This window comes from Shewanella cyperi (assembly GCF_017354985.1).
GTDB classification, from domain to species: domain Bacteria; phylum Pseudomonadota; class Gammaproteobacteria; order Enterobacterales; family Shewanellaceae; genus Shewanella; species Shewanella cyperi.
The window spans coordinates 3,377,451-3,396,106 of sequence record NZ_CP071501.1; the positions used below are offsets into that span (position 1 = coordinate 3,377,451).

Sequence of the window (18,656 nt, forward strand, 5' to 3'; positions counted from 1 at the left end):
TGAGTGCAAAAAACGTATTTAATGTTGAATTAATTTAACTGACTACTTGTTATCGGTGGCCAATCGCGCTTGGTCACTTTTAAGTCAATGGCATGCATAAAAAAACCGGTCAAGCGACCGGTTTTTTTATCTCACTCAGGCTTATTTGGCCTTGGCGTGTTTCATATAGCGGAAGAACTCACTGTCCGGCTCCAACACCATGACATTGGAATTGCCATCGAAACTGGCGCGGTAAGCATCCAGGCTGCGGACAAAGGCGAAAAACTCCGGATCCTTGTTGTAAGCGTCGGCGTAAATTTTTGCCGCTATGGCATCACCTTCACCGCGGATCACTTCACCGTTACGCTTGGCCGTTGACAGCTTGACCACCCGGTTGGCGTCCGTGGTTGCACGGATTTTCTCGGACTCTTCGCGACCTTTTGCCCTGTGCTCCTTGGCTACCGCCTGACGCTCGGCGCGCATACGCTGGAAGATGCTGGAACTGACGTTGGTTGGCAGGTTGATTTGCTTCACCCGCACGTCCACCACTTCAATACCCAAATCTTCTGCGCTCTTGGCGGCATTGCGCAGAGCGCGGCGCTGCAGTTCATCACGGCTGCTGCCCTCTTGCTCGTTGCCTTGACCACTGCGCACTCCGGACACAATCTCCTTGATGGTGCGCTGGCCGAATTCGGTGCGCAAATCACTGTTTATCTTGCGTTGCAACAGGGACTCGGCAAAGGACTTGATACCACCATTGGTGGACAGGTAATACTTTTCAAAATCCTTGATGCGCCACTTGACGTAGGAGTCGACCATAAGATCTTTCTTCTCTGAGGTCACAAAGCGGTCGGCCGCACCGTCGAGGGTCTGGATACGGGCATCCAGGTAACGGATCTTGTCGATCACCGGCACCTTGAGATGCAGACCAGGCCCATAAACCCGGGTCACCGGCTTGCCATCGATATTGTCTTTTACCACTTCACCGAAGCGGGACACTATCGCCCTTTCTCCTTCACTGACCACCATCAGGGCCGATGCGCTGACCCCCAGGATGGCGGCAATCACTACCAATACAAACTTACTCATGATTATTGCCTCCCCTGGCGACTGCGCTCTTCCCGGGTGGGGCGACCACTCATAGGTGTGCTGCTGACCCGTCCCACCGGATTGGGTGAGGAATTCGCTTGCGGCTCGCTGGTCTGCATAACATCGTTGCCCACGGCCTCCTGCGATTGGATCATCTTGTCCAGCGGCAGGTACATCAGGTTGCCGTTATTCTTGGTATCAACCAACACCTTGTTGGTGTCACCCAATATCCGTTCCATGGTTTCTATGTACAGACGCTGACGGGTTACCTCTGGTGCAGCCTGGTATTCGGGCAACAACTTTTCAAAACGCGCCACGGCACCTTCTGCTTCCTGGATCACCTGCTCCTTGTAGGCGCGGGCATCCTCGCGGATCCTCTGCTCCTGGCCACGGGTCTTGGGTTCCACTTCCCGCTTGTAGGCCTCGGCCTCACGGATGAAGCGCTGCTCATCTTCCTGGGCGGCAATCGCGTCGTCGAAGGCATCTTTAACCTCTTCCGGCGGTCTGGCAGGCAGGAAGTTCACATCGATCACTGTCAACCCCAGGTTGTAGGGTTCAATGATGCGCTCAAGTTCAGCCCAGGTATCGGTGCGGATCTTGTCACGGCCAGTGGTGAGAATGTCATCCATGCGGGCGTGGCCGACCACGTAGCGCAGGGCGCTGTCTGTGGCTTCACGCAGACTGGAGTTGGCATCCACGGCACTGAAAAGATATTGATAGGCATTGGTGACCTGGTACTGCACATCCAGTTCCACCTGCACCACGTTTTCGTCTGCGGTCAGCATGCTGCCGGAGGCGGGAATCGAACGGCGGCTGGCCACATCCACGGGCCTGACCTCATCGATAAAGGTCGCCTTCCAGTGCAGGCCGGGGCCGACTTCGCCAATGTGTTGACCGAATCGCAGTGCCACCCCGCGCTCGGCTTCCTTGATGGTATAAAAACCGGACAGGCCCCAAACAGCCAAGCCCAGACCCAGCACCAGGCTGAGACCGCCCAGGCCGACGCCACCGCCATTGCCTTTACCACCAAAACGCTTTGCGAGATTGCGAAAGACTTCGTCCAGATCCGGTGGCCCTTTATCGTTGCCACCTCTGTTTCCCCAAGGGTCGTTACCCTTGTTCCCGGGCTCGTTCCAAGCCATTTAATGCTCCATAATCGGATGATATAAACGAGATTGTTAACAAACTACCCTATCCGTCGCTGTATCGACAATAAAGGTTTCCAACTCACCTTGACTCTGTTTCGCCAGCCGGCGCCAATCGGCATCGGCAAGTCGCACAGACAAGATACAGTTCCCCAGATCGTCATACTCTTTCTGCTGTATCGCGTCCAGTCGGTAAAACTGACCAAGATAATGTCCGGCCTTGGCCGGGATCCTCAGCGTCAGCTCGGCAACGGCCTCGCCCACCAGGTGGGCAATGGCTTTACCGAGCAGTTCCAATCCCTGGGACGCTCTGGCGGACAACCAAACCCGGTAGGGTTTGCCATCCTCGTCATAATCTATCTTGGGCTCAACAGCTTCCAATAGATCGATCTTGTTGTACACGAGCAGCTGAGGGATCTCGTGTGCATCAATTTCTTCCAATACCGCCTGCACCTGGGCCACGTTGTCATGCATCTTTTCATCGGCACAATCGATCACATGCAGCAACAAATCGGCCTGACGGGTTTCCTGCAGCGTGGCCTTGAATGCCGCCACCAAATCGTGGGGCAGGTGACGGATAAAACCCACGGTATCGGCCAGGATCACGGCGCCATCGTCCAGTTCCAATTTTCTCAGGGTCGGATCCAGAGTGGCAAACAGTTGATCGGCCGCATACACCTCTGAAGATGTGAGGGCATTGAACAGGGTCGACTTGCCTGCGTTGGTGTAACCCACCAGGGATACGGTGGGCATATCACTGCGCTGCCGGGCCCGGCGACTTTGTTCCCGCTGCTTGTCTACCTTTTCCAGGCGCTTGTTAATGTGCTTTATCCGATCACGCAGCAAACGGCGGTCGGTCTCCAGCTGGGTTTCCCCCGGACCACGCAAACCTATCCCGCCTTTCTGGCGTTCAAGGTGGGTCCAGCCCCGGACCAGGCGAGTTGACATGTGGCGCAATTGCGCTAGCTCCACCTGCAACTTACCTTCGTGGGTTCGGGCTCGCTGGGCAAAAATATCCAGGATGAGAGAGGTTCTGTCCAACACCCGGCACTGACACAGCTGTTCCAGGTTACGCTCCTGAGCCGGGCTCAGGGCATGGTTGAAAATCACCACATTGGCGTCGGTGGCTGCGACCAGGGCCGCCAATTCTTCGGCCTTGCCGGATCCTACAAAAAATTTACGATCCGGGGCGCGGCGGCTTCCGGTTATCACTCCGACGGCGCGGGCGCCTGCCGATTCCACCAACAGCTGCAGTTCGACAAGATCTTCCCGGCTGTTTTCGTCGGAAAAGTCGATATGGACAAGAACCGCTGTTTCTCCCGCCTCATAACGATCAAACAAGAAGCGAACCCCTTATGGCCTTATTCGGCACTGCCATTGTCATCCTGTTGGGCATTGTAGTTGCTGCCACCGCTCTGATGACTGCCAACATTGAATGGGCGGGCAGGTACAACGGTGGAGATAGCGTGCTTGTACACCATCTGGCTGACGGTGTTTTTCAGCAAAATCACGAATTGGTCAAATGACTCAACCTGTCCCTGGAGTTTGATACCGTTAACCAAATAAATAGAAACCGGAACGCGCTCACGGCGCAGTGCGTTCAAAAACGGGTCTTGTAAAGATTGCCCCTTAGCCATTTTTATTTCCTTTTTTATGTAAATTCAAAAACTGCAGCAAGATGGTTTTTTGTTTAGATTGAGTATTATACAGCAAAGGCTAGCCCACTAGCGGCATTGTTGCACAAGTTTCAATAAATTCCCTTCTTCGCCGCTTGTCAGCCATTGCAATTCCGGCCATCCGCGCAACCATGTTAATTGACGCTTGGCTAATTGCCTAGTAGCAGCAACAGCTTTTTCGACCATAGTATCATGGTCAAATTCGCCATCGAGATACTGCCAAACCTGGCGGTACCCCACACAACGCATCGAGGGAAGTTCCAGGTGCAGATCGCCCCTGTCCTTCAATCGTTGCACTTCGGCAATCAATCCCTGCGCCAACATTTGCTGAAAGCGAATACCAATCAGTTTGTGCAGCGTCGCCCGCTCTTTCGGGGCAATGGCAAACTGCACCATGTCATAGGGCAAAGCCTCGGCCTTGGTCTCTGTCAGTTCGGTCAGGGTTTTACCACTGATCCTGAACACTTCCAACGCCCGCGCCAAACGCTGCGGATCGTTGGGATGTATTCTGGCGGCAGATACAGGATCTATGCGCTCCAATTCCTCATGCAGCGCCTGCCAGCCCCGTTGTTCAGCTTCTGCCGCTATCTGTGCCCTGATGTCTTCATCGGCGCTGGGCAGCGGTGACAAACCTTCAAGCAGGGTCTTGAAGTACATCATGGTGCCCCCCACCAGCAGCGGGGTTTTGCCCTGTGCCAGTGCGGTCTCTATCGCCTGCACAGCGTCACGGCGGAAATCGGCAGCCGAGTAACTTTCGCTGGGGTCGAGAATATCCACCAGCGCATGGGGTGCCCGGGCCAGCTCATCGGCGCTGGGCTTGGCCGTGCCTATATCCATATCACGGTAAATCAGTGCAGAATCGACGGAAATCAGGCTGCAATTGTGATGTTCAGCCAACTCCATCGCCAGTGCTGTCTTGCCGGAGGCAGTCGGCCCCATCAAAAACAGGACTCTAGGTTTGGCTTCATTCATTCGTTTTCTGCTCTTTCAACCTATACTCTTCCACCCCTGAGTCTTTCACCCAGGAGCGCCACGGCAAGCGTTTGCTGCCGGCAAAAATCGGCGCTTGTAATGCTTCAGGCAGGGCCTTGAGCCTTTGCCACAATTCGGGGGCCGCGCTAAAAGCCGGTGTGGCTTCGCGGCTCAACCAGGCCACCAGGGCTTCCTGGGCCGGCTCTTCAGATTTCAACCACTCCAGCAGTTCGGGGATTGCCCGAGCCAGCTGGCTGTCCCTGAGATATGGGGGCACTTTTTTGATTATCAACTGCCTGGCACGAATTGTCAGTTCCAGCCCCAGTTGCCGCAGCAAGGTGTCCCGCTCGGTCAATACCTGGTCCCAATCAGCTTCGGCGTTAACGGCCACCGGCATCAGCAGAGGTTGTGCGGTTAAGCCGGTTGGCAAGCGCTGACCAATCTCCTGCTTAAGCAGCGCCTTGGCGCATTCGGCAAGTGACAGCAATTCGAGATTGTCGCCTTCGGCAAGTACCCAGAATTGGCCGGCCAATAACGGTGGCATACCATGGGTGACCACGGGTTCTGCGGCGCTCTGCGGCCCCGGCGTATGCAAGAGTTCGGCATAACTTGCGACCGCGCTTCTTGGCGGTGGACTCAGTTGTTCGCGCACATATTGACGCCCCTGCCCCGTACTGCCACTGCCTGAGGTTCCGTGGCCGGTATAGCCGCCGCCCTTGTACGCGCCAGAGCCATAAGCTGCCGGCTCCCTGTGTGGTGCCGACGTATCACTCTCGGACCAGGCTGCCCTTGGGCTTGGTACCGGCGCAAAGTCCCGGGTCTGAGGCACTGGCGTGTGCCCCAGCGGCAGTTCCTGCAGCTGTGCCAAGGCCGATTGCAGTACCTGCAGAATAAAATCATGCACATATCTGGCTTGGTGAAACCGCACTTCATGCTTTGCCGGATGCACGTTTACGTCCACCTGATGGGGATCCAAACTCAGCATCAGCACATAACCGGGTTGCTCCGCTTCGCCATGGGGTGCAAAGGCCTGGCGCACCGCATGATTCACCAGCCTGTCTCTGACCAGGCGGCCATTGACATAAAAATAATGGCAGTCCACGGCCTGCTGCGAATGTGGATGCTGCAAATACCCGGTCAAATGCAAACCATCGTGCAGGCAATCAACCTTTATGGCCTGATCGGCAAAAGGTTTACCACTGACCTGAGCCAAGCGTTGCAGATACTGGTTATCGCTGTTGGCTGGACGATATTGGCGCACCAACTTGCCATTGTGACTCAGGGTGAAATGGATGTCGGCTCGCACCAGGGCAATACGCTTAAGCCATTCATCTATGTGGGTAAATTCGGTCTTGTCACTCTTGAGAAAACGACGCCTTGCCGGCGTATTGAAGAACAGATCCACCACATCTATGCTACTGCCCTGGGGATGAGCTGCGGGGATCACCTTGACCGCCATCTCAGAGCCTTCGGCATAGGCCTGCCAGGCTTCGGACTGCTCGGCGGTGCGCGAGGTGAGAGTCAAACGCGAAACCGAGCTGATACTGGCCAGGGCTTCACCGCGAAACCCAAAACTCAGTATGGCTTCCAAATCTTCCAGGCTATGCACCTTGGAGGTGGCATGGCGGGCCAGGGCCAGGGCCAGTTCGTCTTTGGGGATACCGCTGCCATTATCGCGAATACGGATAAGCTTGCTGCCGCCTTTTTCAATTTCAATATCGATGCGGCTGGCACCGGCATCCAGGCTGTTTTCCACCAGTTCTTTAACCACGGATGCCGGCCTTTCAACCACCTCACCTGCCGCAATCTGGTTGGCAAGCTGGGGTGGCAATATCTGAATTGCCATCAAAAGTCCTTAACTCAGGCGCCGGGGATCAGCAGTTGCTGGCCAATGCGCACTGTATCTGTGCTGAGGTTATTGGCCTGCTTAAGACTGCTGACCGACACATTGTAGCGCGAGGCGATCACCGACAGGGACTCCCCCTTTTTGACCTTGTGCTTGATAACCGCCTTTTTGGCCAGCAGGGTGTCGACCGGGGCATTGGCTTCAAAGTAGCGCACAACACCGGTATAAATGGCGTTTGCCAGCTTTTCCTGGTGACCGGCGCTGGTCAGCAGTCGCTCTTCCTTGGGATTGGAGATAAAACCGGTTTCCACCAAAATGGAGGGGATATCGGGTGCCTTGAGTACCGCCAGGCTGGCAGACTCCGGACGGGGTTTATGCAGTTCCGTCACCCGGTCCAGATCCTTGAGCACGTCGGAGGCGACCGAGTGGCTGATGGCCATGGATCTGTCCATGGACATGTCCAGCAATGTCATCGCCAGATACTGCTCGTTATCCGTGTTCTGGATAATTTCACCGGCACCACCGAGCAACTCGGAGTGCTTTTCTTTTTGTTCCAGCCAGCGACCGATTTCGGTATTGGCCCGGCGCATGGACAGCACCCAAACCGAGGCCCCCTGAGGCTGTGGCGAGGTGAACGCATCGGCATGAATGGATACCAGCAGATCCGCCTTGCTCTTGCGCGCCAGCTCGGAACGCTTGTTGAGGTTAACGAAATAATCTCCGCTGCGGGTCATCACCGCCTTCATCCCAGGGGTGGCATTGATCTTGTCGGCCACCCGTTTGGCGATGGGCAGCACCACCTTCTTCTCGTACATGCCCGAGGGGCCTATGGAGCCGGGGTCATCACCACCGTGACCGGCATCAACCGCCACAATAATGTCACGCAGACTGCTGTTGGGCGCCGCAATGGTTTTGGCCTGAACGCTGTTGTCCTCCAAATCCACCACCAGACGGTTACCGTAGGGGGCCGTGGGCGCCAGGGCAAACAGATTTGCCTTGACCGACTTTTGCAGTTCTATCACCAACCTGAGTGTTCCCTTGGTTTCTGGCTTGCTAATCCTCACTCTTTTGACCAACTTGCTATTGTTGGCAAGCTTGGCCAGATCCAGCTTGGTGCTGGTGGATTTCAGATCAACCACCAGACGTTCAGGTTGATTCAGACTGAAAGAGCTGTATTCGGGCGCCGCGCTGAGATCGAATACCACCCGGGTCGACTCGGGTGCGGCCCAAATTCTAACGCCCTCAAGCTTATTGGCGGCCAGTGCCGGCGCAGCCGTGAGCACAATCAGGCAAGAAGAAAGTAACTTAATGATATTTCTTATATTTTTATTCATTACTTAAGGCTGTCTATCAAGGCATCGCCGGCGGCGGTCGCCGACGTCAAAATCAGTTCCCGTCCACTATTAGCATATTTCAGCTGCAGCTGTATATCTGCGGCCGGCAGCAGTCCCTGGCCGCGTTCGGGCCATTCCACTATGCACAGACTATTGGGCGTGAAGTAATCACGAATTCCCATAAATTCGAGTTCTTCGGGATCCGCCAGGCGATAGAGATCAAAGTGATAAACTTCGACACCCGGCAGTTCATAGGGTTCCACCAGGGTATAAGTGGGGCTCTTAACCGCGCCCTGGTGGCCAAGAGACTGGATCAGCCCACGGCTGAAGGTGGTCTTGCCGGCACCGAGTTCACCACTCAGGTACAGCACAAGTGGCGGCTTGAGGGCCGCTGCCAGACGGCGACCCAGGGCTATGGTGTCTTCTTCGGAAGCTAAATAAATGCGTGTTTCTGTCATTTAGGCGTTCAAATTGCTGCATTGGCGCCGGAGCACACTCCGGCCGCCGGCAAAATTTCCGCCTAGATTAAATCACTATTGACCAATTGGCGAATAAAAGGCATCAAATCGCTGGCGAGCATGCCGCGTTCACCGGCAGCAGCCGCCAGATCGGCGGCCTCACCATGGACCACAACCCCGGCAATGGTCGCCGTCATGGGGGCCAAACCCTGTGCCATCAAAGCGGCGATAATACCGGATAACACATCTCCACAACCACCACTTGCCAACCCAGGATTGCCTACCGGGGCCACCACCACTTGCTCGCCATCACAGATGAGGGTCCCAGCGCCTTTCAGCAGCACCACGCCACCATAGGTTTGTTGCAGTTTCTGGACCGCCGCAAACCTGTCCAGCTCCACCTCGGCAACACTCATCCCGAGCAAGCGGGCGGCTTCTCCGGGATGGGGTGTCAACACCCAGTTTTGCTGCCGCCTGGGCTCCTTGGCCAGGAAGTTCAATGCGTCGGCGTCGAGCACGCAGGGTTTATCGCTCATTCCCACGGCTTTAAACAGGTTATAACCCCAGTCATCCCGCCCGAGCCCGGGACCAATTACCAAGACATCGGCCCAGCCCAACCGCAGATAGACCTCCATATCCACCAGCTCACAGCCCCAGAACATCAGCTCGGGGCGGTTAGCGTTAACGGTCAACTGATGCTCCGGCTGACTTATCACAGTCACCAGACCGGCACCGGCACGCAAACAGGCCTCACCGGCCAGCCTCACGGCTCCGGCCATACCGTGATTGCCGCCCATCACAGTCACCTTGCCCGATTGCCCTTTGTGGCTGTCACGGGGACGGCGCCCCAATAGATCCTTCAGAAACTGACCATCGACCCGCTGTGCCGACGGGGTCTCCTGCGACAATGCCGCTTCCAGCCCCAATGAGGCCAGACGCACTTCGCCCGCAAAATGCCTGGCCCTGGAGGTAAACAGCCCCTGCTTGAGGCCACCAAAGCTCAGGGTCATATCAGCACATACGGCGATGGGATTAACGTTGCCGGTATCGGCATCCACCCCCGAGGGCAGATCCAGACTGAGCACCCAGGCGCCACTGGCGTTGATATCCTGAATTATCCCGGCCATTGCAGCCCTGAGTTCACCATTGGTGCCACTGCCGAGCAGACCATCTATGATGACCTCGGCGCCATCCAGCGCTTCTTTATTATAGGGCTCCACCACGCCACCGGCAGCTTCAAAGGCCTTTTGGGCCCGTCGGTGTTCCACCGTTTTGCCATCGGCGCTCGCCAGTACCCGCAGCGGCAGTCCCCGCTCAAGCATCAACCTCGCCAGGGCCAGCGCATCGGCGCCGTTATTGCCGCTGCCGGCCAGCAGCACGGTTTGCAACCCCAGCCTTGATTCCAGGCGCAACAAGGCCAGCGCCGCATCGGCAGCCTGTTCAACCAATTGGTAGAGGGCATCACTGTCGCCTTGGCATACTGCAAATTCGGCTTGGCGTATCTGTTCTCGCCTATACAGGGCCATAGGTAAGCTGGACACTGAATTTGGCATTGGGAATCCCCTGAATATTTAACGAATTATTGATCCGGATCCCGTCATTTTCTGGCACCGCCCCATGATGGTTTCTACACTTTAGTCTAGGAGCTTTCTTCCTCCACTTTCATGGAGCTTACCGATGGCTAGCATTAGGATGATGCTGATTACACTGCTGATACTCGCTCTGGCCGTATTGCTGCTCAGTCTGCCGCTGTATTCCAATATCCTGATAGAGGCATTATTGATCATCTGCATACTGCTGGTAGCGTTCGGTCTTTACCGCGCCATCTCCCAACCCATCCAGGATAAGGATGACGATACCCAGTGACGGATCCGCTCAACCTACCAGAGCCGCAGAGCTGAATTCTTTGACCCAGGTCATGCTTTTAACGCTTTTTGAGATCAAACAGGCACAAAAAAACCGGTATGACATACCGGTTTTTCCATAATTACCGCCCTAGTGGTAATGGCTAGATATCTTCCATCCTCTGGGCGCTGTGTACCAGTCTCTGCTGCTGCACCCGCTCGACCCGCACCAGATCCTCAAGCATGCTGCAGGTATCACTGTGCGCTGATTTTTGCGCCAGCATCTCAAGCAAGGCAATCAGACGATTTTCCAGATCAAGATGCAGTGCCAACACATCTTCAGAATTCATATTCGCCGGCAGCATCAGGGCCTGACAGCGATGCAGAAAATCTTCAAACTCCACGTCCTTGTACCAGACGTCGAGGCTCCCGGGTTGGGCTTGATCTATATAGTCCTCCATGGCCTGGGCTATATGGACCTGCTGTTTCTGTAAATAACCCAAAAGCAATTTCACCCTGGAGGCATCAGCCTGCTGCTGCAACCGGCCATACAGCAAGGCCATATCCTGACGGCAATGCACCAGGTAATCGAGCCATTCTTTCAGTTGTTGCATTCTCATCATGCCTGCTCCGGTAGCGCTTCGGCCAAACTTCATCAGATTATGGTGATATTATGCGAGCTATCGAAAATGAAAGATTTGCGCCAGTTCAAGTTTCCGCTGAAAGCGCGAAAATGGGCAGTTGCGACAAATGCCAACCGTTGAATAACGCTTTGCTGAATCAAGTAAAATTTTTTTGGGGGGTATAGAAGATTGGAGCGACATATCGGGTTCGAACCGATGACCTATACCTTGGCAAGGTATCGCTCTACCAACTGAGCTAATGTCGCATTTCGTTTTAAGGCCGAACGCCTGGAATTTGGAGCGACATATCGGGTTCGAACCGATGACCTATACCTTGGCAAGGTATCGCTCTACCAACTGAGCTAATGTCGCATCGCATGCAGCTTTAAAGATGCCGCCAATCTGAATTTTGGAGCGACATATCGGGTTCGAACCGATGACCTATACCTTGGCAAGGTATCGCTCTACCAACTGAGCTAATGTCGCATCGCGTGCAGCTTTAAAGATGCCGCTAATCTGAAATTTGGAGCGACATATCGGGTTCGAACCGATGACCTATACCTTGGCAAGGTATCGCTCTACCAACTGAGCTAATGTCGCATCGCATGCAGCTTTAAAGATGCCGCCAATCTGAATTTTGGAGCGACATATCGGGTTCGAACCGATGACCTATACCTTGGCAAGGTATCGCTCTACCAACTGAGCTAATGTCGCATCGCCTGACTTCAAACTACTATCACCATGTTCAAGGTATCGACCTTTCCAACAGCAACCGAGTCAATGTCACATCTTTATCGCTATTCACTAGCCAGCGCAAAGACGAGGCCGCATTATATGAAAATTTCATTGGCCTGCAACCCCCATTTTGCGCTTTCGCTATCAATCGCTCAAATTTTAAATACCTTGTCCCGGTAGAACTTGAGCTCGGCAATGGACTCCTGAATATCCATCAGGGCCTGATGGCTGCCTTGTTTACTGAAACCTTTCATCACCTCTGGCTGCCAACGCTTAACCAACTCTTTGATTGTACTGACATCAATATTGCGATAGTGAAAGAAGTCTTCCAGCTCACGCATGTACTTGTTCAGGAAACGTCTGTCCTGACCTATGCTGTTGCCACACATGGGTGACGCGCCCTTGGGCACATGCTGTTCCAGAAAGGCAATGGTCTCGGCCACGGCCTGGGCTTCATCCACCTTGCTGGCCTTGACCCTGTCAATCAGGCCAGAGGCGCCATGATGCGTCTGGTTCCACTCGTCCATGGCCGCCAACACCTCATCGGATTGATGAATAGCCAATACCGGTCCCTGCGCAATAATATTCAGCTCTTGATCTGTCACCAGGGTGGCAATTTCCAGCACCCGGTCAACCTCGGGCTCAAGCCCGGTCATTTCCAGATCTATCCAAATAAGATTTCTCGCATCCGCAGTCATATACCTGCCTCAAAGTATCCAGGGGCCTTAATTTCAGGCTTTTTAATCAAAGACCGTGTATCATACTGCTTTTTATAGCAACACAACATCATCTAATTGACGAAGACACCCTGTGAGTAAAAAGAAACCCCTGAGCCACGGTCAATTGCGCCGGATGCGGGCCAATCACGAGAAACGCCTGAGCCGCGGCAGCACGGAAAATCAACTTCCTGAAATTAATGATAGTTCCCTCGGCCAGGAGCAGGCGGCAACTGTGATTTCCCGTTTCGGTCAACACGCCGATGTGGAGACCCAGGACGGCGAGCAGGTTCGTTGCAATATCCGCCGCACCATAGCCAGTCTGGTGACCGGCGACAAGGTCATAGTGCGTCTGAGCACAGAGCCGGGTTCCGCCATTGGTGGCGTGGTTGAGGCCGTGCATCCCCGCCACTCCACCCTGACCCGCCCCGATCTCTATGACGGGGTCAAGATCATTGCCGCCAACATAGACCAGATTTTAATCGTGTCTTCCGTGGTACCGGCCTTTACCACCCAGATTATCGATCGTTATCTGGTGGCCGCCGAAGATACCGGCATTGAGCCCACCATCATACTGAACAAGACAGATCTCTTGCCGCCGGAACAGGAGCCGGAGATCGAGGCAGCGCTGCAACGCTATCAGGCCATAGGCTACCGGGTGTTTCGCCTCAGCAGCAAAACCGGCGAAGGTATCGACGACATCAAGCATTTGCTCGACGGTAAGGTCAGCATCTTTGTCGGCCAGTCCGGTGTTGGCAAGTCTTCCATAGTTAACTCGCTGCTGCCGGAAGCCGAACTGCTCACCGGCGCCGTATCCGAAACCTCGGGTCTTGGCCAGCACACCACCACCACCTCCAAATTGCTGCACTTGCCCAGCGGAGGCGATCTGATAGATTCTCCCGGCGTGCGTGAATTTGCCCTCTGGCATCTACCGGCGGAAAGGGTTGGCTGGTGTTTCGTGGAGTTTCGCGACTTCCTCGGCACCTGCAAATTCCGTGACTGCAAGCACCTGGACGATCCGGGTTGTGCCCTTAAGGTCGCCCTGGCCGAGGGTAAGATCAGCGAAGACAGATTCAATAATTACCACAGGATCATCGCCAGCCTGGACGAACAGCGCCATGCCCGCTATTTTCGTGGCAGCGAAGACTAAGACGATTTCGGATAGAAAGATTTAAAGGATAAATAACGTGGACAAAGTGAAGATTGCCCTGCAGTACATGCTGCCTAAACACTTGATCTCAAGGATTGTAGGCAAGTTTGCCGCCGCCGAAGCCGGTTGGTTGACCACAGCTTTCATCAAGTGGTTCATCAAGCAATATGGCATCAATATGCAAGAGGCACTGGAGAGCCAACCCGAGGCCTACCGCACCTTCAACGCCTTCTTTACCCGCGCCCTCAAGCCCGGCCTGCGCCCCATCACCCCGGATGCCGACATCATGGTGCAACCCGTGGACGGTGCCGTCAGCCAACTGGGCCCCATTGAAGATGGCCGCCTGTTCCAGGCGAAGGGCCATCACTATTCGGCGCTGGCCCTGCTGGGTGGCATAGAGGCCGATGCCAAACGCTTCGCGGAAGGTGATTTCGCCACCATCTATCTGGCGCCAAAGGACTATCATCGCCTGCACATGCCCATCAAGGGCACCCTGTCAAAAATGACCTATGTTCCCGGCGAGCTGTTCTCGGTTAATCCTCTCACCGCCCGCAATGTCCCCGGTCTGTTTGCCCGCAACGAACGGGTTGTGGCCATCTTTGAAACCGAAAAAGGCCCCCTGGCCATGGTGCTTGTGGGTGCGACCATAGTCGCCTGCATTGAAACCGTCTGGGCCGGCACAGTCACGCCACCCACAGGCAAAAAAGTGTTCAGCTGGGATTACCCCACCGAAGGCCCAGAGGCCATCACCCTGGAGAAGGGTGAGGAAATGGGTCGCTTCAAACTCGGCAGCACTGTGGTCATGTTGTTTGCCAAGGATGCCCTCGACGGTTTTGCCAACGGCGTTGAAGCCGGCAGCGTCACCCGCATGGGCGAGCCCTTTGCCAGGATCAAGGCTTGATTAAGCCACCTTCGCCAAACGGCGGCCAGGAACGCTCCGGACTGCTGGAGCTGCACCTGGCCGTGTTGCTGTTTGGCGGCACTGCGCTGTTCTCCAAACTCATTCCCTTACCGGCACTGGATATTACCGTGCTGCGCAGCGCCATAGCCGCTGTGGTACTGGCGCTCCTGGTGCGCCTCGGCGGTCAGCGCCTGCAACTTTCGCGCTGGCAGGATTATGGCATAGCCATGGGACTTGGGATCACGGTCAGCCTGCACTGGGTGACCTACTTCGCCTCCATGCAGCTGTCGTCCGTCGCCATCGGCATGATTGCCTTCTTCAGTTATCCTGTGATGACAGTACTGGTGGAGCCACTGCTGACCGGCACCCGCTTGCGCGCCATGGATCTGGTCTGCGGCCTGGCGGTACTGGTTGGCGTGGCCCTGCTGATCCCCGAAGCCAGCCTGGGGAACAATGTCACCCTGGGTATCGCCCTGGGCGTGTTGTCGGCGGCCCTGTTCACCGCCCGCAACCTGATGCACAAACGCTATTTTGCCCAGTACAGCGGCCCCCACGCCATGTTCTACCAAACCCTGGTGGCAGCCCTGTTCCTGGCCCCCTTCATGCAGCAGGGCCCAGGCGCTCTGGACAGCGATGGCTGGCAACTGGTGCTGTTGCTTGGGGTCGCCTTCACCGCCCTGCCCCATGGCTTGTTCACCTCGGCGCTGCGGCGGCTGAGCGCCAAAACCGTGGGTCTGGTGTCCTGTTTGCAGCCCCTGTACGGCGCCCTGCTGGCACTGTTCATTCTCGGGGAAGGACTCGATGGCAAAACCTTGCTGGGCGGCGCCCTGGTGGTCGCCACCGCGGTATTTGAAACCCAGCAGAGCCACAGATCACGCCGCCGGCAAAAGGACGCTTGAGTCCGGGCAAAATCCCTCCGCTGCGCATATCAATTGCACCCTGATTTGGCTAACATGGGCCGCAGATTATCCTGTTTTGTTCGGTTAGCATGCTGCGTATTTTACTCTTTGTTTTTACTCTTCTTCCTATCATCGCCAGCGCAAATCCCACACTGCAGCTGGATAAACGCCTTGGGCTGACAGCCACAACCACCACGGCGCCCGAGCCCATGGATAAACAAGCCGCAGAGTTGGCCGCCAGCACCCGGGCTCTGGCGCAGCAGGCCAGTGACTATCAGCAGGCCCTGCTGGGCTTCGATGCCCGCCAACAGGCTCTGCGTGAAGAAATGCTGGCCGCACTCAAGGATTTGCCGCTGAGCAAAAGGAAGGCCTTGGCCAGCCAGTCCGAGGCTGCCTATGTACAATTGTCCAACCTCAAGGAGCGCGAAGCCGCACTGACCCAGGAGGTCAATGCCCTGCTGGCCCGCCACAACGCTTTACCGGGCGCCATAGAGAGTGCCAGACAAAATCTGCAGCAACACCAAAAAGCACCTTTGGCCCCGGCTGACACCCCCAGAGGTCAGCTGCAATTGTTGCAGCGTAATTTCTATGAACAGTCCCTGCTGACCCTGGAAAATGAGCAGGCCAGCAGTCAAAAGCGTATCGAACTCAAGCAACTGGAGCTGCAGCTCACCCGCCAGCTACTGGTGCAGCAGGAACAGTTAATAGAGCGTCTCAATCGTGCCGGCAATGAGCAGCGCCAACAGCAAACGGCAGCCACCCTGGCAGACAGCCGGATTGAATCTGCCGATAAGGGCGATCCCGTCAGCGAACAGCTCAGGCACGACAACGCCCTCTACGGCCAAAAGCTGCAGACCCTGACACTGCAAATAAACAACGTACTGGAGCTGCAGGAAAAAGCCGAAAAGCGTTACCAGCATCAGGCCCAGCAGCTTGGCAGCATTCAAGAGCAACTGACCTGGGTTAAAACCAATGCCGCGTTTGGCGACAGATTCCTGCAGATGCTGCAGTCTCTGCCCAAGGTACCCAATGTCGACCAGCTGCAAAACCAAATTGCCGATCTGCGTCTGGCGCGCTACCAATTGGAGCAACAGCTGGCCATCAATGAAGAGCAACTGGGCAGCAGCGGCCTGTTCAGCAAGGACCAACAAGCTTTATTACAGTCCCAACAAACATTGCTGGGGCAATTGCTGGAGAGCCATGACCAGTTGCTGGGGGAATTGGGCAAGCTCAAGGTCAGTTATGACCAACTGACCCAGCAACACCATCAGCTGAAAAGCACTCTCAGCGAGCACCTGTTCTGGGTTCCCAATGCCGCAGCCATCGGCAAACTGTGGCTGATAGATGTGCATCGCAGTCTGGTGTGGCTGGTGCAACAGGCCCAGTGGGATCAACTGTCTTTGGCTCTGGATGAGCAGCTGGACTATTGGTACTGGTGGATTCTGGTATTGGTGCTCAGTCTGATATTGCAGGATCTGATCACCCCCCTTTACCACAGGGCCATGGACAGCTGTTTGGTCAGTGTCGGTAACGTTACCCAGGATAATTTCATCTTCACCTTCAAGGCCCTGATTTATACCTTGGGTTTTTCCCTGCTCCGCCCGACCGTCATTATACTCGCGGGCAGTATTTGGCTGCTGTCAGAGCGCAACATGGTACAGGCCGTGGGTATGGGATTACTGGCCATGGGCTGCCTCTACTGGCTGCAACGTCTGGTGGTGTTGCTATGCCAGGACAAGGGCTTGCTGGTTGGCCACTTCAAACGGCCCAAGGTCCTGGTGGAGCAGATTTTGAAACGCTGCAATCTCACCTTGGTCATAGCCCTGCCACTGGTAGGTATTATCGGCATGAGTGAGGTGCTTGAGGTATCCCTGGTGCGCAACAGCCTGGGGCGCGGCGCTTTTATTCTGGTGTGTCTCCTGCTGCTGTGGCTGTACAAGGATGTGCTGGCGCTGCTGCGTCGCCATCAGGAACCCACCCCCGGTGGCAAAAACAGCAAACTGCTGCAGCGCTTGCTGTGGACCCTACTGCTGGTCACCCCGCCGCTGGCGGCCGTGCTCGCCATTCGGGGCTACTACTTCAGTGCCTTCCAAATGTTGCTGCAACTGCAACTGTCACTGCTGCTGGGGCTGGGGTTCCTGTTGCTGTTCCAGTTGATTAAACGTTGGATGCTGATCGAGCGGCGGCGCATTGCCTTTGACCGAGCCAAGGCCAAACGGGCCGAGAAGCTGGCCCAAAGGGAGCGGGGAGAAGCCGTGTCCAGCGACGGCATGGACACCTATGAGGAACCCAAGGTGGATCTGGAGACCATTTCCAGTCAGTCTCTGGGGCTGGTACGTTCACTCTTGCTGCTGGCTTTTCTCGCCAGCCTGATTGGCCTGTGGAGTCAAACCCACTCGGCGCTGTTCTCTTTCCTTGATGGCATTACCCTCTGGACCAGCAGCACCAATATCAACGGTCTGGAGCAACCCCTGCCCATTACCCTTAAATCCGTGCTGTTTGGCTCAATCATAGTGGGTTTTTCACTGATGATAGCCACCAACCTGCCGGGCTTGCTGGAGCTGGTGCTGTTGCAGCGGCTGGATCTGACTCCCGGTACCGGCTTTGCCATCACCACTGTCAGCCGCTATCTGGTGGTGCTGATAGGTGGCCTGGTAGGTTTTTCCACCTTCGGCATGGAATGGTCCAAACTGCAATGGTTGGTGGCCGCCCTGTCTGTGGGTCTGGGTTTCGGCCTGCAGGAGATCTTCGCCAACTTTATTTCGGGCCTCATCATCTTGTTTGAGAAACCGGTCCGTATCGGTGATACGGTCACCATTCGCGATCTCACCGGCACCGTCAGCAAGATCCAAATTCGCGCCACCACCATCATCGACTGGGATCGCAAAGAGATCATTGTGCCCAACAAGGCCTTCATTACCGAGCAGCTGGTCAACTGGTCGCTGTCCGACCCCATCACCCGGGTGACAGTCTATGTGTCCGTGGCCAGGGATTCGGATCCCGCCCGGGTTGAAGCCACCCTGTATCAGGCCATCAAGGAATGCCAATACGCCCTGCAAACCCCGGAAGCCGAAGTCTGGTTTGCCGGTTTTGGCAAACACACCCAGGACTATGAGGTGCGTGCTTATGCCAAGGACATGGGCAACCGCTGGCCGCTGCGTCACGACCTGCACAAGCGTATCAGCGCCAAACTCAGGGAAAACCAGCTGGAGCTGGCCTACCCACAAATGGAAATCACCATTAACCAGCTTGGTGGCCAGCAGGGCCTGCAGCTGAGCCGATAAGGAGC

General features: G+C 55.6%; 16 protein-coding genes and 5 tRNA genes. 5 read left to right on the forward strand and 16 right to left on the reverse strand.

Annotated elements, in window-relative coordinates:
* Window positions 1–141: 141 nt before the first annotated feature.
* The 9 genes from hflC to JYB84_RS14970 form a co-directional block, all read right to left on the reverse strand.
* The gene (hflC, locus tag JYB84_RS14930) at window positions 142–1,068 is read right to left on the reverse strand and encodes a protease modulator HflC (RefSeq protein ID WP_207320817.1); all 927 of its coding nucleotides are present in this window, start codon (window positions 1,066–1,068) and stop codon (window positions 142–144) included.
* A 2-nt stretch (window positions 1,069–1,070) separates the two neighbouring features.
* Window positions 1,071–2,210: an FtsH protease activity modulator HflK gene (gene hflK / locus JYB84_RS14935; protein ID WP_207320818.1), complete on the reverse strand. Its 1,140-nt coding sequence runs from the start codon at window positions 2,208–2,210 to the stop codon at window positions 1,071–1,073.
* Between the two features lie 36 nt (window positions 2,211–2,246).
* Window positions 2,247–3,554: a ribosome rescue GTPase HflX gene (gene hflX, locus JYB84_RS14940; RefSeq protein WP_207320819.1), complete on the reverse strand. Its 1,308-nt coding sequence runs from the start codon at window positions 3,552–3,554 to the stop codon at window positions 2,247–2,249.
* Between the two features lie 20 nt (window positions 3,555–3,574).
* Window positions 3,575–3,850, reverse strand: a complete 276-nt coding sequence (gene hfq, locus JYB84_RS14945; RefSeq protein WP_207320820.1) for an RNA chaperone Hfq — start codon at window positions 3,848–3,850, stop codon at window positions 3,575–3,577.
* An 87-nt stretch (window positions 3,851–3,937) separates the two neighbouring features.
* Window positions 3,938–4,861, reverse strand: a complete 924-nt coding sequence (miaA, locus tag JYB84_RS14950) for a tRNA (adenosine(37)-N6)-dimethylallyltransferase MiaA (protein WP_207320821.1) — start codon at window positions 4,859–4,861, stop codon at window positions 3,938–3,940.
* On the reverse strand, window positions 4,854–6,707 hold the full coding sequence (gene mutL, locus JYB84_RS14955) for a DNA mismatch repair endonuclease MutL (protein ID WP_207320822.1): 1,854 nt from the start codon (window positions 6,705–6,707) through the stop codon (window positions 4,854–4,856). Before mutL ends, miaA begins: the two co-directional genes overlap by 8 nt.
* 14 nt (window positions 6,708–6,721) lie before the next feature.
* Complete coding sequence (locus JYB84_RS14960) at window positions 6,722–8,041, reverse strand: N-acetylmuramoyl-L-alanine amidase (protein ID WP_207320823.1); 1,320 nt, start codon at window positions 8,039–8,041, stop codon at window positions 6,722–6,724.
* Window positions 8,041–8,499 (reverse strand): tRNA (adenosine(37)-N6)-threonylcarbamoyltransferase complex ATPase subunit type 1 TsaE, encoded by a 459-nt coding sequence (gene tsaE / locus JYB84_RS14965; protein ID WP_207320824.1) that lies wholly within the window; start codon window positions 8,497–8,499, stop codon window positions 8,041–8,043. The genes JYB84_RS14960 and tsaE overlap by 1 nt, the downstream gene beginning before the upstream one ends.
* Window positions 8,500–8,561: 62 nt before the next feature.
* Window positions 8,562–10,052 carry an NAD(P)H-hydrate dehydratase gene (locus tag JYB84_RS14970; RefSeq protein WP_207320825.1) on the reverse strand — a complete coding sequence of 497 codons (1,491 nt, stop codon included), beginning with the start codon at window positions 10,050–10,052 and terminating at the stop codon, window positions 8,562–8,564.
* Between the two features lie 124 nt (window positions 10,053–10,176).
* On the opposite strand from JYB84_RS14970, the gene JYB84_RS14975 reads away from it, so the two are divergent.
* A complete protein-coding gene (locus JYB84_RS14975) occupies window positions 10,177–10,365 on the forward strand; it encodes a hypothetical protein (protein ID WP_207323300.1) in 189 nt (62 codons plus the stop codon).
* Between the two features lie 142 nt (window positions 10,366–10,507).
* Here the strand turns inward: JYB84_RS14975 and JYB84_RS14980 are convergent, their stop codons facing one another.
* From JYB84_RS14980 to orn, 7 genes are all read right to left on the reverse strand, one after another.
* On the reverse strand, window positions 10,508–10,963 hold the full coding sequence (locus JYB84_RS14980) for a hypothetical protein (RefSeq protein ID WP_207323254.1): 456 nt from the start codon (window positions 10,961–10,963) through the stop codon (window positions 10,508–10,510).
* A 193-nt stretch (window positions 10,964–11,156) separates the two neighbouring features.
* Window positions 11,157–11,232, reverse strand: a tRNA-Gly gene (locus JYB84_RS14985).
* Window positions 11,233–11,262: 30 nt separating this feature from the next.
* Window positions 11,263–11,338: transfer RNA gene (locus JYB84_RS14990), tRNA-Gly, on the reverse strand.
* A 38-nt stretch (window positions 11,339–11,376) separates the two neighbouring features.
* Window positions 11,377–11,452 (reverse strand) — tRNA-Gly (locus JYB84_RS14995).
* Window positions 11,453–11,490: 38 nt separating this feature from the next.
* Window positions 11,491–11,566: transfer RNA gene (locus JYB84_RS15000), tRNA-Gly, on the reverse strand.
* Between the two features lie 38 nt (window positions 11,567–11,604).
* Window positions 11,605–11,680, reverse strand: a tRNA-Gly gene (locus JYB84_RS15005).
* Between the two features lie 173 nt (window positions 11,681–11,853).
* A complete protein-coding gene (gene orn / locus JYB84_RS15010) occupies window positions 11,854–12,399 on the reverse strand; it encodes an oligoribonuclease (RefSeq protein WP_207320826.1) in 546 nt (181 codons plus the stop codon).
* Window positions 12,400–12,511: 112 nt separating this feature from the next.
* On the opposite strand from orn, the gene rsgA reads away from it, so the two are divergent.
* From rsgA to JYB84_RS15030, 4 genes are all read left to right on the forward strand, one after another.
* Complete coding sequence (gene rsgA, locus JYB84_RS15015; protein ID WP_207320827.1) at window positions 12,512–13,567, forward strand: small ribosomal subunit biogenesis GTPase RsgA; 1,056 nt, start codon at window positions 12,512–12,514, stop codon at window positions 13,565–13,567.
* Window positions 13,568–13,604: 37 nt separating this feature from the next.
* Window positions 13,605–14,468, forward strand: coding sequence for an archaetidylserine decarboxylase (gene asd, locus JYB84_RS15020; protein ID WP_207320828.1), 864 nt, complete (start codon window positions 13,605–13,607; stop codon window positions 14,466–14,468).
* Window positions 14,465–15,367: a DMT family transporter gene (locus tag JYB84_RS15025; protein ID WP_228290801.1), complete on the forward strand. Its 903-nt coding sequence runs from the start codon at window positions 14,465–14,467 to the stop codon at window positions 15,365–15,367. Before asd ends, JYB84_RS15025 begins: the two co-directional genes overlap by 4 nt.
* An 89-nt stretch (window positions 15,368–15,456) precedes the next feature.
* The gene (locus JYB84_RS15030) at window positions 15,457–18,651 is read left to right on the forward strand and encodes a mechanosensitive ion channel domain-containing protein (RefSeq protein WP_207320829.1); all 3,195 of its coding nucleotides are present in this window, start codon (window positions 15,457–15,459) and stop codon (window positions 18,649–18,651) included.
* Window positions 18,652–18,656: the final 5 nt, after the last annotated feature.

What these genes read in the sequence shown, in the direction of transcription:
- hflC (WP_207320817.1), bottom strand. Translation starts at nt 1,068, where the DNA reads ATGAGTAAGTTTGTATTGGTAGTGATTGCCGCCATCCTGGGGGTCAGC.
- hflK (WP_207320818.1), bottom strand. Translation starts at nt 2,210, where the DNA reads ATGGCTTGGAACGAGCCCGGGAACAAGGGTAACGACCCTTGGGGAAAC.
- hfq (WP_207320820.1), bottom strand. Translation starts at nt 3,850, where the DNA reads ATGGCTAAGGGGCAATCTTTACAAGACCCGTTTTTGAACGCACTGCGC.
- miaA (WP_207320821.1), bottom strand. Translation starts at nt 4,861, where the DNA reads ATGAATGAAGCCAAACCTAGAGTCCTGTTTTTGATGGGGCCGACTGCC.
- mutL (WP_207320822.1), bottom strand. Translation starts at nt 6,707, where the DNA reads ATGGCAATTCAGATATTGCCACCCCAGCTTGCCAACCAGATTGCGGCA.
- JYB84_RS14960 (WP_207320823.1), bottom strand. Translation starts at nt 8,041, where the DNA reads ATGAATAAAAATATAAGAAATATCATTAAGTTACTTTCTTCTTGCCTG.
- tsaE (WP_207320824.1), bottom strand. Translation starts at nt 8,499, where the DNA reads ATGACAGAAACACGCATTTATTTAGCTTCCGAAGAAGACACCATAGCC.
- JYB84_RS14970 (WP_207320825.1), bottom strand. Translation starts at nt 10,052, where the DNA reads ATGCCAAATTCAGTGTCCAGCTTACCTATGGCCCTGTATAGGCGAGAA.
- JYB84_RS14975 (WP_207323300.1), top strand. Translation starts at nt 10,177, where the DNA reads ATGGCTAGCATTAGGATGATGCTGATTACACTGCTGATACTCGCTCTG.
- JYB84_RS14980 (WP_207323254.1), bottom strand. Translation starts at nt 10,963, where the DNA reads ATGAGAATGCAACAACTGAAAGAATGGCTCGATTACCTGGTGCATTGC.
- orn (WP_207320826.1), bottom strand. Translation starts at nt 12,399, where the DNA reads ATGACTGCGGATGCGAGAAATCTTATTTGGATAGATCTGGAAATGACC.
- JYB84_RS15030 (WP_207320829.1), top strand. Translation starts at nt 15,457, where the DNA reads ATGCTGCGTATTTTACTCTTTGTTTTTACTCTTCTTCCTATCATCGCC.